Annotated in this window: 13 protein-coding genes; 5 read left to right on the forward strand and 8 right to left on the reverse strand. The window is 52.8% G+C overall.

Annotation, left to right across the window (positions count from 1 at the left end):
- Window positions 1-5: 5 nt before the first annotated feature.
- Window positions 6-989 (reverse strand): radical SAM protein, encoded by a 984-nt coding sequence (locus tag MUN86_RS18090; RefSeq protein WP_245119446.1) that lies wholly within the window; start codon window positions 987-989, stop codon window positions 6-8.
- A gap of 123 nt (window positions 990-1,112) precedes the next feature.
- On the opposite strand from MUN86_RS18090, the gene MUN86_RS18095 reads away from it, so the two are divergent.
- Complete coding sequence (locus MUN86_RS18095) at window positions 1,113-1,601, forward strand: hypothetical protein (protein WP_245119447.1); 489 nt, start codon at window positions 1,113-1,115, stop codon at window positions 1,599-1,601.
- Window positions 1,602-1,608: 7 nt separating this feature from the next.
- On the opposite strand, the gene MUN86_RS18100 is transcribed toward MUN86_RS18095, so the two are convergent.
- The 4 genes from MUN86_RS18100 to accD all read right to left on the reverse strand — a co-directional run bounded on the left by MUN86_RS18100 (window position 1,609) and on the right by accD (window position 5,684).
- Entirely contained in the window at window positions 1,609-2,373 is a 765-nt protein-coding gene (locus tag MUN86_RS18100; protein WP_245119448.1) for an endonuclease III domain-containing protein, read from the reverse strand.
- A 123-nt stretch (window positions 2,374-2,496) separates the two neighbouring features.
- Window positions 2,497-3,213 (reverse strand): YiaD family glycine zipper/OmpA-like lipoprotein, encoded by a 717-nt coding sequence (locus MUN86_RS18105; protein ID WP_245119449.1) that lies wholly within the window; start codon window positions 3,211-3,213, stop codon window positions 2,497-2,499.
- 647 nt (window positions 3,214-3,860) lie between these two features.
- Window positions 3,861-4,601, reverse strand: coding sequence for a YiaD family glycine zipper/OmpA-like lipoprotein (locus tag MUN86_RS18110; RefSeq protein ID WP_245119450.1), 741 nt, complete (start codon window positions 4,599-4,601; stop codon window positions 3,861-3,863).
- A gap of 189 nt (window positions 4,602-4,790) precedes the next feature.
- Entirely contained in the window at window positions 4,791-5,684 is an 894-nt protein-coding gene (gene accD, locus MUN86_RS18115; protein WP_245119451.1) for an acetyl-CoA carboxylase, carboxyltransferase subunit beta, read from the reverse strand.
- 589 nt (window positions 5,685-6,273) lie between these two features.
- Here accD and MUN86_RS18120 point away from each other — a divergent pair.
- The 4 genes from MUN86_RS18120 (at window position 6,274) to MUN86_RS18135 (ending at window position 8,951) form a co-directional block, all read left to right on the forward strand.
- Window positions 6,274-7,290 carry an OmpA family protein gene (locus tag MUN86_RS18120; RefSeq protein ID WP_245119452.1) on the forward strand — a complete coding sequence of 339 codons (1,017 nt, stop codon included), beginning with the start codon at window positions 6,274-6,276 and terminating at the stop codon, window positions 7,288-7,290.
- Between the two features lie 124 nt (window positions 7,291-7,414).
- A complete protein-coding gene (locus tag MUN86_RS18125) occupies window positions 7,415-7,795 on the forward strand; it encodes a hypothetical protein (RefSeq protein ID WP_245119453.1) in 381 nt (126 codons plus the stop codon).
- An 83-nt stretch (window positions 7,796-7,878) separates the two neighbouring features.
- Complete coding sequence (locus MUN86_RS18130; RefSeq protein WP_245119454.1) at window positions 7,879-8,502, forward strand: hypothetical protein; 624 nt, start codon at window positions 7,879-7,881, stop codon at window positions 8,500-8,502.
- Window positions 8,503-8,522: 20 nt separating this feature from the next.
- A complete protein-coding gene (locus tag MUN86_RS18135; protein WP_245119455.1) occupies window positions 8,523-8,951 on the forward strand; it encodes a hypothetical protein in 429 nt (142 codons plus the stop codon).
- A 74-nt stretch (window positions 8,952-9,025) separates the two neighbouring features.
- Here the strand turns inward: MUN86_RS18135 and MUN86_RS18140 are convergent, their stop codons facing one another.
- The 3 genes from MUN86_RS18140 to MUN86_RS18150 form a co-directional block, all read right to left on the reverse strand.
- Window positions 9,026-11,881, reverse strand: a complete 2,856-nt coding sequence (locus MUN86_RS18140) for a TonB-dependent receptor (protein WP_245119456.1) — start codon at window positions 11,879-11,881, stop codon at window positions 9,026-9,028.
- A 387-nt stretch (window positions 11,882-12,268) separates the two neighbouring features.
- Complete coding sequence (locus tag MUN86_RS18145; protein WP_245119457.1) at window positions 12,269-13,204, reverse strand: MBL fold metallo-hydrolase; 936 nt, start codon at window positions 13,202-13,204, stop codon at window positions 12,269-12,271.
- 217 nt (window positions 13,205-13,421) lie between these two features.
- Window positions 13,422-14,561, reverse strand: a complete 1,140-nt coding sequence (locus MUN86_RS18150; RefSeq protein WP_245119458.1) for a cystathionine gamma-synthase — start codon at window positions 14,559-14,561, stop codon at window positions 13,422-13,424.
- Window positions 14,562-14,689 lie beyond the last annotated feature (128 nt).

Here is a 14,689-nt window from a genome sequence, read left to right on the forward strand (position 1 = left end):
TATGTTCACCGCGTCAGCATTCGCTTCCAAGTGCCCTTGCTGATGTTGTACTTCAGGGTGCTAGGCAACGCCTGCCAGAAATATTTGCTTGTCTCAACGGCGAAGCTAGGCTGCATGTAGCAGTTGATGGTGCAACCTTCGCACTGAGGCAAGCGGCCCTCCAATGCTGCTAATCCCTGTACAGCAGGCGACTGATAGAGCTCTACTAAGTTGCCGTCAATTGGAAATTTCTGCTCGCCTAAATGATAGCACGGCAGCACCAACTCATTAGAAGGTGAAATAACCAACGTGGTACTGGCGGCGCGGCATACTGGCTTAGCAATGTGGTTGCCCCCGTCACGGCGCAGCTGAATGAACGCTTCGTTGAGGTACACTCCCTTACGCCGGCCAAACGCCGAAAGATAATCTAGTTCTTCAGCGCTAAGCTGTTCGCCAGTAGCTACGTTGTTGTATTCGAAAGCCGGGTTCAGAATCAGCATCAACTGATTGGGCTGCGCGATGTCGCGGTACACGGCTTCCAGGTCAGACAGGTTCTCGCGGAAAACAGTGAATAGGATGTCGGGCCGTTCACCTAGCTCCCGCGCCACCCGAATGCTTTCCAACACGAAATCGTAGCAGGCAACGCCCCGGCCCCGATCATGTACCTCTTTCTCGGAAGCATCAAGTGAGAAATGCAGCATGTCTACTTTACCACGCAGCTTCTCGGCATACTTAGGATAGAGCAAGCAATTGGTCGTGAGTGTAGTGACAAAACCCATGTCGTGCGCCAGCGCCACAAACTCATGAATATGGCGGTGCAATAGCGGCTCACCACCGGTAAAATCCACCACCGATACGCCGAGTTGCTTTAAATCGCGCAAGTTGCGCTCCACGTCGGCCAGTTGAATGTAAGGCGAGGGCTTCTCCCAAATGTCGCAGAATGAACATCGCGCATTGCACCGATACGTGACGTAATAATTACACAAAACCGGATGACGAACGAGGCGCATAGTTGCGTAAATGTATGGCTATAAAAGCAGGAAGGAATAAAGCGTATATACTGAGCGTGTCTTGCAACTATTATCTCACCGCCTTACTCATAAGAATGTCGTTGGATATTTAACCTCAGATATATGCTCACACTAGGTAGGCTTTTTACTGGCGTGCTGGCTGTTGGAATGTGCCTTTCTTCGTGTCAGGATGATGATGAAACAAGCATTGATACTCAAACATTGCTTTTTGGGAGCTTCTATGGTGAGTGTTCAGGCGAGCGATGTGTTGAAATATATAAGCTGGATACTAATAAGCGAGAGTTATCTGAGGACACTCAGGATAAGTATCCCTTGGCAAACTCACCCTATAATGGGCAATACACTGCACTTCCCGCCAGCTTCTATCCTTTAGTTCAAGACTTGCCCAATCTGATACCTAATCAGCTGTTTTTGGAAGCAAATGGCTCTATTGGCTCGCCTGACGCTTCTGATCAAGGTGGTTTCTATTTAGAAGTGACACAAAATGGCAATCGACGCTATTGGTTTATTGATACTCAGAAAACCCGTATTCCGGCCTTTCTCCATCCGTTGGTGGATACACTGAGCACTCGTATTCCAAAACTTCCTTGATAGCAGTCTAGTGCGGCAGTGCTCCCCAGGCTTTGTCCCACTTGTTGGGCGTAGCAGCAATGGCTTCGGCCGTGGCCGGACCGTAATGCTCGAGGTAGTAGTTGCAAAAGGTTTTCAGTGGGCATTTAGCGCAATCGGGTTTAGCGAAAAGGCAAATGCGCTGCCCGTGCCAATAGTTATGCTTATGAAAATTCAGTAGCACCAGTGGGTCTTTCGGTAGTTGTTCCAGCAACACCTGATGCGCCTTGTCAGCAGAAGCTTTCGGTCCGATCATGCCCACTCGCTGCGCAATACGGTGCACGTGTGTATCAACAGGCAGCACGGGTTTGTGAAAGTTAAACAGCAATACCAAAGAGGCAGTTTTCAGGCCAATACCGGGCATATCGGTTAGCCAGGTCATGCCCTGCTCTACTGGCCACTCGGTCAAAAAATCGAGGTGGAAGTCGCCGCCCGTTTGGGCCTGAATGCGGCGCAATACTTCCTGAATGCGGGGCGCTTGGGTATCGGGCCAGCGGGTGGTCCGGATGGTGTGAGCTAGGTCGGCGGTAGGGGCCGCTAGCACACCCGCCCAATTGCCAAAAGCTTCGAGCATCCGGTCGTAGGCGAGTTCTTCATCAGCGTGCGTGGTGCGGTGGGACAGGATGGTGGAAATCAGCTCCCGCATAGGAGTCCGGCGCGGTTGATCTAGCGTTAAGGGCTCGAAGAAGGTATTTAGGATAAGGTGATTTTCCCAAGTCTTTTCAGCGGGCGGCGAGGCATACGTGGTCGGCATAGACTATTTAGTAGACAATGAGTAGGAAGAACTACTAAATAGTACGGCCCCGCCACCAAATGGTAGCGGGGCCGCAATAGAAAGGAGGAGCTATATGGCGTATCCTCTTATGTCAACCTGTGATTAGATGGTGCCTTTCTCAGCAGCCTTCTTCAATTTGTCGTTGGCGAAGATGGCAACTTCTACCCGGCGGTTAGCAACGCGGCCAGCCTCAGTGGAGTTGTCGGCAATTGGCTGCTTCGAGCCGTAGCCCGTTACGGTGAAGCGCGAAGCGTCTACGCCTTGCTGCTGCGTGTAGTTAGCTACTGCCTGAGCACGACGCTGCGAAAGCGGATCGTTGATGGCGTCGGTACCGGTGTTGTCGGTGTGGCCTTCTACAATAACGTTGGTGTCACCATACTTAATGAGGGTCTGAGCCAACTCCTTGATGTTCTCTTGAGCAGCAGAAGTTAGAGCAGCCGAGTTCTTAGCGAACAGCAAACCCGAGTCGAAGGTGATTTTGATGCCTTCCCCTACGCGCTCAACTTTAGCGCCAGCCATTTCTTTCTTCAGTTCAGCTGCCTGCTTGTCCATACGACGGCCAATCAGAGCGCCACCAGCACCACCTACCGCAGCACCAATGATAGCACCTTTCGCAGTGCTGTTCTTACCGCCAATTACACGGCCCAATACGCCACCAGCGGCAGCACCGCCCAAGCCACCGATAATACCGCCTTTAGCAGTTTTGCTCCAAGGCTTCTTGGTGGTAGTAGTTTCGGTGGTTGTTTGTGCTTGCACAGTGCTGGTGCCTACCATCAGCAAAGCCAGCAACATAAGGTAAAAGGAACGTAAGTTTTTCATGATAAAAAAAGTTAAAGGAGTTTCGGAGTTGAGAAGTGAGAACGTAAATGAAAAGCGTTAAATCGGCCCGAAGATAATAAGCAGAATGAACCAATGAGTCGACAGCCAATATCTTTACAACCACCTTGCCAAAAATTCAGCAAATCCCTACAAACAAGCAAAAACCCCTTGAAATAGGCTATTTAGGCCATTTTTCAAGCTTTGAATTATTTAAGAAAACGCCCGCTGCTAGATTTTGGTATATTATTTCTTAGAAAAGAAATGCAGATAAAATTTTCTGATAAAGGATCATTATTAATTTTTTGTGGCATAGTACTACCTATTATATAATAGCATAGTAGCTAATTTTAATTTCTTTAAACACCAATTGAAATAGATATATAGAAGCCTATTCGTTGCCATTTACAGGTATTAGCAAACGGGTATATTCTATCTTTTTACCCACTAACTTCTTTGCTCTTTTACACTCTGTGAACCAGTATAGGTACTGAGTATGCCCGAGTAACTTAGCTATAATGAATGCCGGCTCAAATCTAATAGCACAGAAGCGCCAACTCTTGATTAGCACTCATTGCCTGAACTACCGCTACAAAAAAAGACCGCACTAACCGTGCGGTCTTTTGATTCTAACTACCCCAAAGCGAGGTTTACAGCGTGCCTTTTTCAGCAGCTTTCTTCATTTTCTCGTTGGCGTAGATGGCAATTTCTACCCGACGGTTAGCCTGCTTACCAGCTTCTGTGGTATTGTCGGCAATCGGCTGCGACGAACCATAGCCCTGCGTGGTGATACGCGAAGCGTCTACGCCTTGCTGCTGCGTGTAGTCTGCTACTGCCTGAGCGCGACGCTGCGAAAGCGGATTATTGATAGCGTCGGAACCGGTGTTGTCGGTGTGGCCTTCAACCAACACGTTGGTATCAGGATACTTCTGAAGAACAGTGGCCATTTTCTGAATCTCAGACTGCGAAGCGGCCCGTAGGGTAGAGCTGTTAGTATCGAAAAGAATACCGGAGTCGAAGGTGATTTTGATGCCTTCCCCTACCCGCTCAACCCGGGCGTTCTGCATGTCGCGCTGCAATTCTTCGGCCTGCTTGTCCATCTTGCGGCCAATCAAGGCACCGCCCGAGCCACCTACAGCGGCACCGATGATGGCGCCCGCAGCAGTACCGTTTTTGCCCCCGATTACGCGGCCCAATACGCCGCCAACTACCGCACCGCCGCCGGCGCCGAGCAGGCCTCCTTTAGCAGTTTTGCTCATACCCGTCTTGCGAGGGCCAGTACCGTTGCCGGTTGGAGCGTCTGGAATGTTGGGGTTGCGAGTGGTAGCGCACGAGCCGAGAAGCAGCGTCAGCGCCATAAACAAAGACAAAAGTGACTTAGGGGTTTTCATCGAAGTGAACTTGGTGGAATGGTAAGAGAGTGTAGGGTAACGAGCGTGCTTACTGTACTTGCAGAAAAAATGTTTGCTAAGGCAGGGCTTGAATCAAAGCCAGTGTGCTCTCCACTATACCTAAAAAAGACCTGCCCAACTCGCGCTATTGCGGGTTGGGCAGGTCTTTTCAAGAAGCGTGCCGGCTTTTTAAACTTGCTGCGCAGACTTTGTGCTGGCTTTAGTTGCTACAACCCCAGTCGGACGCAGCATAGCGAGCAGATCGGCGAGGCGGGACTTCAACTCTTTGCGGTCGACAATAAAATCAAGGAAGCCGTGCTCTAGCACGAATTCAGCGCTTTGGAAGCCTTTGGGCAAGTCCTTACCAATAGTCTCCTTGATAACCCGCGGACCAGCAAATCCGATAAGGGCACCTGGCTCTGCAATATTGAAGTCGCCGAGCATGGCAAAGGAAGCCGTAACGCCTCCAGTGGTGGGGTCCGTGAGCAAGGAAATGTAGGGTAACCCTGCTTCGGAGAGTAGCGCAAGCTTGGCTGACGTTTTGGCCATCTGCATCAACGAATAGCCTGCTTCCATCATTCGAGCACCACCGGAGCGCGAAATCATGAGGAACGGCAACCGATGTTGGCGGGCATAATCGATAGCGCGGGCAATCTTTTCGCCCACCACAGAACCCATAGAACCACCAATGAAACGGAAATCCATAGCGGCAACCACTAGTTCCAGCCCGTTGAGCTGACCGTGGGCCGTACGCACCGCATCAGTCAGGCCCGTCACTTTCTCGGTGGCCGACAAGCGCTGGGGATACGCTTTGGTATCTACGAAATGCAGCGGGTCGGCGGAGTGCATATCCGCATCTAACTCTGCAAACTGGCCGCCATCGAAGAGAAACTCGAAATATTCGGCTGCATCAATTCGCTCGTGGTGGTTGCAATTGCCGCAGGTGTAGAGCAGCCGCTTATGCTCGGCCATGGTAGCCACCGTTTTACACTCGGGGCACTTGTGCCACAAGCCGTCCGGAGTTTCCTTTTTCTCTTCCGTCGGCGTGACGATACCTTTCTCTACGCGCTTAAACCAAGACATTTTTTGGTATTGAGTATGGGTACTGAGTATTGAGACAATAATTGGGGCCGCAGCACTTCGCTCGGTGAGCGCCGGGCATTCTGCGGCAAAGATGCAGGAACTAATCAGTAGTATCTTACTACTTGTTACGGGTTGCTTTTCATTTTATATGTGAGCCAACCTTATAGCTCTATACAGGTGCATATCCTGAACAATTTTCAACAGAGTTATCCCTTCGACAAAAGGCGTTGGAAAGTCACGCGGCCTGCTCAAACGAGTACTTTGCTGGCTGCTTCTCGTTCATTCTTGCTCGAGCTTTCACACTTGAATTAGCTAGGCTGGTTCAACTCATACAAAGCTGACTAGTTGGTAGCGCATCAGGCTGATAGATTTTCGTCGACAAGATTTCGTACTTGACGGTGACGGACGATAGGCAGCATTTAAACAAGCCTAAAACGCGCTACAGTAAAACAAGATCAAATATAAACTGAAAATCGGTCGATTGTCGGGCTGCGTTGCAACATCAACGCGTCCCTGAGTACCTTGCCGCGGGAAAATTTCCTTGGTGTATGCCACCTACTAAACTTCGATTTTCACCTTAGTCCTTTCTGTGAAAAATTCTTCTACTAGCCTGCTAGCCTTGGCACTGACTGCTGCCTCTTTACTGCCTGGCTGCGTACCATCTAAGCGTTACGAAGACCTGAAAGCCCGCCAAGCCTCCACTGAGCAAGGCAAAGCCGATGCTGAGCGCCAACAGCGCCTCGCAGTGGCCGAACTCAAGAAAGCTACCGAGGAAATAAACCAGTTGCACCTCGACAACAAACGTCTTACCGAGGACTCCACCCAGACCGGCAACGCCCTGCGCCGTACCCGCCAACTCTACTCCCAACTTACCGACAGCTACGATAAGCTACTTAAAAACAGCGACCGGGAACTAGCCAACAAGTCATCGGACTACAACAAAGTGGCCCAGGACTTGGCTCGCCGCGAGGCTGAGCTTGGGGAGCTAGACACTTCGCTCAAGAAAAACCGGGCGGCCATGGACAAGCTAAATGCCGACCTGCAAACCCGCGAAGCCCGCTTGGCCGAACTAGAAAAAGCCTTGGCTGAAAAAGACAAAGCCGTGAACGACCTACGGGCCAGCGTAGCCAACGCTTTGCGCGGCTTTCAAGGCACCGATTTGCAGGTGAAGATGAAGGACGGCAAAGTATACGTCTCGCTTTCCGAGCAGCTGCTTTTCAAAACTGGCTCTACTAAAGTGGACCCTAAAGGCCAAGAGGCTCTCAAGCAACTGGCCGTTGCACTCAAAGCCCAACCCGACGTAAACGTGGTAGTGGAAGGCCACACTGACAACGTGCCCTTCAGCCGCCCCACAGCCGCTATGCAAGACAACTGGGACTTGAGCGTATTACGCGCCACCGAAATTGCCCGCCTACTCACCACCGGTGGCATACCAGCCGCTCGCGTTACTGCCTCGGGCCGCTCGCAGTACGTACCGGTAGCCGCCAACGACACGCCCGCCAACAAGGCGCTGAACCGCCGTACCGAAATTATTCTCACGCCCAAACTCAACGAGCTGCTCAAGATCTTGGATAGCAACTCTACTACTCCGGCAGCTGGCAAATAAAGCTAGCATTAGTCGGACCTTATCAATATTCCGGTATATAAGATTCAAGGCCAACCTTTTACGGTTGGCCTTACTCTTTATTGCATCATTGTAATTCCGTCCGTTTTATATACAACTCAAGCTTATGCCTACCTCTTTACTGTTTCGTTTATTGCTCACTGTGGCCCTGTGGTTGAGTGCTTGGCTAACAGTTCATGCCACGCACGTTCTTGGAGGCGAACTGACCTATACGCACATTGAAGGTTCTGCCTCGCAGTATCAAGTGCTGACGCGCATCTACGCTCGCGACCCTACTCTTGGCGTACCCGATCAGCCTTTCATTATCCTAAACTTTGCGTCTAACGGGTGTTCAGGACCAACTCCTGGTAGCTTCTCCATGCGAGTTAACCGCATGCAGCCTTCATCTAAACGATTGGGTTGCGCCGGCTTAGCACTTTACTTGATAGGCGAATACGAAACTATAGTTACACTCCCCCAGGCCAATGGAAAATCAGTACAGCATTAGAGAGTCGTGGCTACAGCAATAATCTAACAACTCCACTTACCAACGCTTTGTACCTGAGTGCTTTCCTCGATAATTTTAGTGGTTTGCGAAATTCGTCTCCCAGATTCACCTCATTCACTCTACCATATAACCTGACCCTCGATCAGCCCTATCGACACAGCTTCAGTGCTTTCGAGCCTGATGGCGACTCGTTAGTATACCGTGCCGTACAACCAGCTACTGGCTCCTTGGTTACACCGAGTTGCGGCACACCTATTCCCTATGTTTTTTATCAGGCTGGCCAGTTTCAGGATCCAACCACTGGGCAGATGATTTCTTATCCGGCCGGTCAATTCTCTACAGCTTTTCCAGTTTTGTCGTTTCAGGCAGTTAATGGCGTGGCGGTTCCACAGTATAATTTGAATGCAACCAATGGTGAGTTGTTGACAACACCCGTTGCGCAGGTAGGAGATTATTCGGTGCCAGTACAGATAGATGAGTACCGCCAGCTCAATGGCACTTGGACTCTGATTGGGCAGGTAACGCGCGACATTCCTTACGGTGTGCGCAATCCTAGCACCAACCGCAACCCTACTATTAGCAGCCTACAGGTGACGGGCGCTGCAGCCATTCAACCCGTTGATCAACCCGTTTTGGTGCGGCCTGGCCAATCGGTATCCTTAACCCTTAATGCTACTGACCCGATGCAGGCCAGACCCTGCAGCTAAGCAGTGATGTAGCGGCCGTTGTGCCGGGGGCATCCTTCCAAGCGCAAGGCGCTAATCAGGGCGTGCTTACTTGGCAAGTACCGGCTACCCTTCCACTCGGCCGCTATATAATGGCCGTAACGGTTGCCGATAACAACTGCCCACTAAACGGTTTCGAGGTGCGCACCGTCACGTTCTTGGTATCTAACCGAGCCTTGGCTACGCATGGCGGCCGACCACAGGTGCTAGCAGCACACCCCCTCCCCTTCCACGACCGGGTACAGTTCAAACTGCCCACTGCCACCGTGCAGCCCGTAACCATCACCGACTATCTAGGCCGCTTGGTCACGACGCTCAAAAGCCGTCCCGACGGTAGCGTAGAATGGCTTCCAAGTGCTGATGTAGCGGCGGGCACCTACTTCGCCCGGCCCGCTAACGGCGGCTATGTTTGCCGCCTACTGCGCCAGTAGAAGTCAGTAACTAGCAAACACAAAAGGCCGATTCCCACGTGGGAATCGGCCTTTTGTGTTGTTTGAAATATTCCCTATTTGGTAGTAGGCAGGGTTACGCTCAGGCGAGCGAAATAGAAGCCGCCGTTGTAACCAAACTGATTGGGGTTGTAGATAGTACGGCCGCGGTTGGTGTTGTCGAGGCTGGAGTTGTAGTTTAGCAGCGGATCGACCGAGAAGTTATTGGCATTGTTGCGCGGGTTGATTTTGTACTTGTCAGGATAAACATCGAAAAGGTTGTTGGCGCCCACGGTCAACCCAATTTCCTTGATAAGCTGCACACTCACAGTTAAGTCGGTTACCCATTTAGCCCGGAAGGTCTGGTCGATAGATGAGTAAAGGAACGTGTCGCCAGTGGGGCTGCCGAGGCGGGCGTCTTTGTACTCCACTGCTCCAAAACGCACGGTGCGCAGCTCTACACCAAAAATGCCGATTGAGTAGTTAGCGGTCAGATTGACTTTGCTGCGAGGCTGCGCTGTTTCCAAGCGGCCCCGCTGCTGCCGGTCGAACAAGGTGTTTTGCAGATTGATGGCGCCGGGAGTTTGGTCGTTATCGATAGTAGAGGAGCTGCGGACCCGTTGCACTTCGGTTTTGTTGAAGTTGGCAGCCACTGTCAATCCCAAGCGGCCCGCACCAAGGGGCAGCCGCTCGTTGGCGACAATATCGACACCCCGGGTGCGCGTATCCACTGCATTGGCAAAGAACTGCACTTGGCTCACGGGCAAATCACCCAGAATAGCAGCTACCGTGGGGTTGGTGCGGCTAAACTGCGACGAGAGCACAATCCGGTCATCGATGTCAATCTGGTACGCATCTACCGTCAGAGTGAAGCTTTCTAGTGCCCGCGCTGTCACACCCAGGCTATAGTTCACCGATTTTTCCTGCTTCAAGGCTGGTATGCCGAAGCCTTGCTGCCCCGTTCCGTTCTGGGTGAAACTATTGCGAACAATGGGATTGTCGTTGTTCACGGTTAGTACCTGCTGCGCGTTGCCCTGCACGAATTGGGTGCTGGTGTTGGTGAAGTAGCGCTGTTGCAGCGAAGGCGCTCGGAAACCGTTGCCGACAGTACCACGCACAGCCAACTGCTCTAGGATGCTGTAGCGGGCCGAAACCTTACCGCTCACGTTGGAGCCAAAGTCGCTGTAGCGCTCGGCGCGGCCAGCTATTCCTACCAGCAGTTTCTCAGTTAGGTCGCTTTCCAAATCGATGTAGCCAGCTATGTTGTTACGCGAGCGGTCCACTTCATCAGATGGCTGATAGCCCGGAAACACTTGCGCCCCGGCAGCGGCTGGAGTACCCGTGGAAGTCGGCGTGACGTTCACGCGGCGGCCGCCGTAGATATAAGAGCCAGGGTCACCAGCGCCGATTTGGTAGTTGTCGTTGCGGTATTCCCCGCCAAAAGCCACGTTGAGGGTACTCAAGGCAGCTACGTCGGTGAAGTGGCGCGTGAAATTCAGGTTGGTGGTATTCTGCCGAAAGGCTATAGTGCCCGCGTAAAAAGTAGTCGGCGTATAGCCGATCAGTGAGGCATTGAGTGTGTTGCTGATGTCGAAACGGATTTCGTTGCGGCCGAAGGTGTTGCTCAAATCCACATCGAAACCACCCACCGTAGCCCGCAACCCGGCAATAACCGATTGGTCGTCGATGCGGGTGTTGATAAATGGCAGAAAGCCGTTCGGATACAGGTTCAGGTCAATTTGCGTGACTTGATTGGGCAGACGGTAGAAACCGGCAGCTTTGCCAGTACGGTGCGTGGCGCCAGCCGTCACGTAAGCCTCTAGCCCAATAGCCGGCAGGAGCTTGTAGCCAGCATTCAGGAAGCCCCCAATGTTGCGCGACTCCGACTGTCCCAACCGCAAGTTGCGGCGGTCGAAGCCGTTTTGTGCCACCAGCAGATCGTCTTCGGCCTTCAAAGCGCGGCGCTTATCCTCGGTATCGGCGCTACCAGGAAAGTTGCCGCTGTTGCCGCCCAGGTAGATGAGCGGGGCCGTATCGACGCCGGAGCGGTTGGTGTAGCCCCGGTTACTGAATTGCCCGCTCAAATCCACATAGCCCCGGCCCGCTAAGCCAATGCCCACGTTGGCGTCGGCTTGGTAGAGGCGGCCGTCGCCCTCGTAGGTTTCGCCCACAGTGCTGGTAGCTTGAATACCGGTGGTGTCGTCTTTGAGTTGAATGTTGATTACGCCGGCAATAGCATCGGAGCCATACTGCGCGGCGGCCCCATCGCGCAATACTTCAATACGCTTAATAGAAGCATTGGGAATGACGTTCAAATCGGTACCCACCGAGCCGCGGCCAACCGTGCCGTTGATGTTGACCAGAGCCGAGCTGTGCCGCCGCTTACCATTTACGAGTACCAGCACTTGGTCGGGTCCGAGGCCGCGCAACGACGCTGGATCGACGTGGTCGGTGCCATCGGAAATAGCCTGCCGCGACGACTGAAACGACGGCGCCACGTAGGTCATAATTTGCGCGACATCGGTTTGGGCAAAAGCCTTTATCTCGCGAGCCGAAATTACATCGACGGGCGAGGTAGTAAGGATGTTGGAGCGGCCTTCGGTAGCACGAGAACCGGTTACTACTACCTCGTTTAGGTCGGTAGCGGCATCGGTAAGGCGTACATCGATTGTGGTACGGCCATTGACGGGTATCTGCTGACTTGCCGACCCCACTGCAGAAAATACCAGCGTAGCAGTACCCGGCACCTCGATGCGGTAGCGGCCTTCGCCATCGGTGGAAGTACCGTTAGTGGTTCCCTGTTGCAGCACCGTCACACCGGGCTGAGGACCACCGGTTCCATTGACCCGGCCCGTCACGGTGATGTTCTGGGCAAAACCTGGGATTAAAACCAGCAGGAAAAACCCTAGGAAAAGGAATAAATTTTTACTCATACAAACGGTGGTAAGATTGGAGATCTGAAGAGGCCCAAAGAGAATCTATCAACCACACTACATGCAATCAGCCTTCTTGTTGAGGCCCCTCCTTTTGTCTAATATAGCCACAGGATTTTAATATTTCTGGTTATTCCCAGCCTAGCAGCAAAATATACTGATAACGCTAGGGCCAATAACTGCTTGCTTACACTTAGTACTTGTTCATATTGGGCTAGTGACAAGACAGGCTACAGCATGAAACGTGCACCTAATGCATTAGCGCACAACATAACCCTAATAGCAGTCAATAGCCTCACAGGATTATAAGCTTGTTTTTAACATTGTCTCTTAGGACAACCTTGATTTAGCGCCACCAGTGCCCCGGCAGCGGCCCATCAGCAACATTTACACGCTGTCCGGGGCAGGCAGCAATAACGGTACGTTCGAGCTTGCCGCGGCTAGCAGGCGGTCGGCTGGTTCGTGCCAGCTGTGGAAAGCTAGGTTGAAGGTAGCCCAGTGCAAGGGCAGCAACGCTCCGCCACCCAACGCCCGATGCGCTACCAGTGCCTCGTCGGGGCCCATGTGAATGGCTGCCCATTGCTCGTCGTAAGCTCCTATTTCCAGCATTACCAAGTCAAAAGGCCCGTAGGCTGCTCCTATTTCGCGGAAGCCCGTTTCAAATGGACCCGAGTCGCCACCAAAAAAAGCACGGTACTTGGGGCCAAGAATACACCAAGAGGCCCACAGGGTAGTGTCGCGGATGAGCCCACGACCCGAAAAGTGCCGGGCCGGCGTGGCAACGAGTGTATGCTCTTGACCAACCACAATTTCTTGCCACCAGTCCAGTTCATGAACCTGGCTGCCCGCTACACCCCACCGGCGCAAGTGGCCCCCGACCCCTAATGGGCAGAAAAAAGGCACACCCGTCTTGGCTAGCTCCCGAATAGCATCTTTGTCGAGGTGGTCGTAGTGGTCGTGTGAAAGAATTACGCCATCAAGAACTGGCAAATCTGATAGGGGCAATGGGGGCGCAAAAAACCGTTTCGGCCCTAGTGCCACCGGCGAGGCCCGCAACCGCCAGACCGGATCGGTCAGAAACCTCTTGCCATCTATTTCTAGCAGCGTGCTAGAGTGGCCAAACCACGTCACGCGCAATGTCGCTGCTGGTACGGGCTCAGATAAAGCCGCTGCGTCGGCCCGAAATGGCCCAAGCGGCCGACGCGGCACTCGCTCTTGTTTGCCAAAGATTTGTCGCCGCAGCATCAAGCCGTAGTCCGACGACATAGTGGTGGGCACGGTATTCGAGAATTTTTTGCCGTTGAAATGAGAAGGGGTTTTCATGCGCAGTGCTAAGCGTTAGCGGTTGCCTTGCATAAACGCCTAACTCTTGGGTTTACTTTAACCTAAGCAGCACAAGGTGTTCGTTTGCTACCATTCCATTCCCATTTCAGGCCCGATACAACAACAGCAGGCTCCCCCGAAGGAAAACCTGCTGTTGTAAGCGGCTACGTGTGCGCACTAGGGCCGCACCTCACCGGTTCTGTATGCCGAAGCTTCATTACCCTATTGCCTGCCGCAGATCCTCAATCAAATCCTCAACATCTTCGATACCCACGCTCAAACGAATCAGAGAGTCGGAGAGACCAGCTTTGCGGCGCTCTTCAGCCGGAATGCTAGCGTGAGTCATGCTAGCCGGATGGCCGGAAAGGCTTTCCACGCCACCCAAGCTTTCGGCAAGGGTGAACAACTGCAGTTTTTCGAGCACGGCAACGGCATCTTCCATTTTGTCGCCTTCCAGCACGAAGGAAATCATGCCGCCAAAATCGTTCATCTGACGAGCCGCCACTTCGTGGTTAGGATGATCCGAGAAGCCAGGCCAGAACACCTTGCCTACTTTCGGATGGGATTTTAGGAACTCCGCTACAGCACGGCCATTCTCGCAGTGGCGTTGCATACGGATATGCAGCGTTTTGAGGCCCCGCAGCACCAAGAAGCAGTCTTGTGGGCCGGGCGTGCCGCCGCAAGCGTTTTGCAGAAAGCGCAGCCGCTCGTGCAGTTCGTCGTCCTTCACTACTATAGCACCCATTACGACGTCGGAGTGGCCGCCCATATACTTGGTCAGGGAGTGCATTACCATATCGGCGCCTAGGTCCAATGGGGTTTGCAGATAAGGCGTCGAGAAAGTATTATCCACCACCAGCAGCGCCCCGGCCTTCTTTGCAACAGCGGCAGCGGCCGCAATGTCAATCACGTTGAGCAGCGGGTTGGTAGGCGTTTCCACCCAAATCAGCCGGGTACGCTCGGTTACGGCCGCTTCCACCGCTTGCATATCGTGCATAGGCACGAAGTTGAACTTGATACCGTAGTTGGCAAATACTTTAGTGAAGATGCGGTAGGAGCCGCCGTACAAGTCGTTGGTGCTGATTACTTCGTCGCCAGGCTGCAACAGCTTAACAATAACGTCGATGGCAGCCATACCGGAAGCAAAGGCGAGGCCGTGCTTGCCGTTTTCGAGCGCAGCTACCGCATTTTGCAGCTGCGTACGGGTCGGATTGTGCGTGCGGGAGTATTCGTAGCCTTTGTGGTCGCCGGGTGAGCGTTGCACATAGGTTGAGGTCTGATAGATAGGCGTCATGATGGCCCCCGTTTCAGGGTCAGGATGCACACCGGCATGAATGGCTTTGGTTCCGAATTTCATGTAAGATCTTCTAATGTATGGGAAGGGGTGAGAGGCGCGGCAAAGGTAGAAAGGTAGAAGTCTTTCGCGCGGCCTTTACAACAAAGCAACGTGGCCAGATGGCACATTACCTGAATATTTATTTTCGG

Origin of the sequence: Hymenobacter volaticus (assembly GCF_022921055.1) — a bacterium.
GTDB lineage: Bacteria > Bacteroidota > Bacteroidia > Cytophagales > Hymenobacteraceae > Hymenobacter > Hymenobacter volaticus.

Coding starts and splice junctions, on each gene's coding strand:
- MUN86_RS18090 (WP_245119446.1), bottom strand. CDS start 989: ATGCGCCTCGTTCGTCATCCGGTTTTGTGTAATTATTACGTCACGTAT.
- MUN86_RS18095 (WP_245119447.1), top strand. CDS start 1,113: ATGCTCACACTAGGTAGGCTTTTTACTGGCGTGCTGGCTGTTGGAATG.
- MUN86_RS18100 (WP_245119448.1), bottom strand. CDS start 2,373: ATGCCGACCACGTATGCCTCGCCGCCCGCTGAAAAGACTTGGGAAAAT.
- MUN86_RS18105 (WP_245119449.1), bottom strand. CDS start 3,213: ATGAAAAACTTACGTTCCTTTTACCTTATGTTGCTGGCTTTGCTGATG.
- MUN86_RS18110 (WP_245119450.1), bottom strand. CDS start 4,601: ATGAAAACCCCTAAGTCACTTTTGTCTTTGTTTATGGCGCTGACGCTG.
- accD (WP_245119451.1), bottom strand. CDS start 5,684: ATGTCTTGGTTTAAGCGCGTAGAGAAAGGTATCGTCACGCCGACGGAA.
- MUN86_RS18125 (WP_245119453.1), top strand. CDS start 7,415: ATGCCTACCTCTTTACTGTTTCGTTTATTGCTCACTGTGGCCCTGTGG.
- MUN86_RS18140 (WP_245119456.1), bottom strand. CDS start 11,881: ATGAGTAAAAATTTATTCCTTTTCCTAGGGTTTTTCCTGCTGGTTTTA.
- MUN86_RS18145 (WP_245119457.1), bottom strand. CDS start 13,204: ATGAAAACCCCTTCTCATTTCAACGGCAAAAAATTCTCGAATACCGTG.
- MUN86_RS18150 (WP_245119458.1), bottom strand. CDS start 14,561: ATGAAATTCGGAACCAAAGCCATTCATGCCGGTGTGCATCCTGACCCT.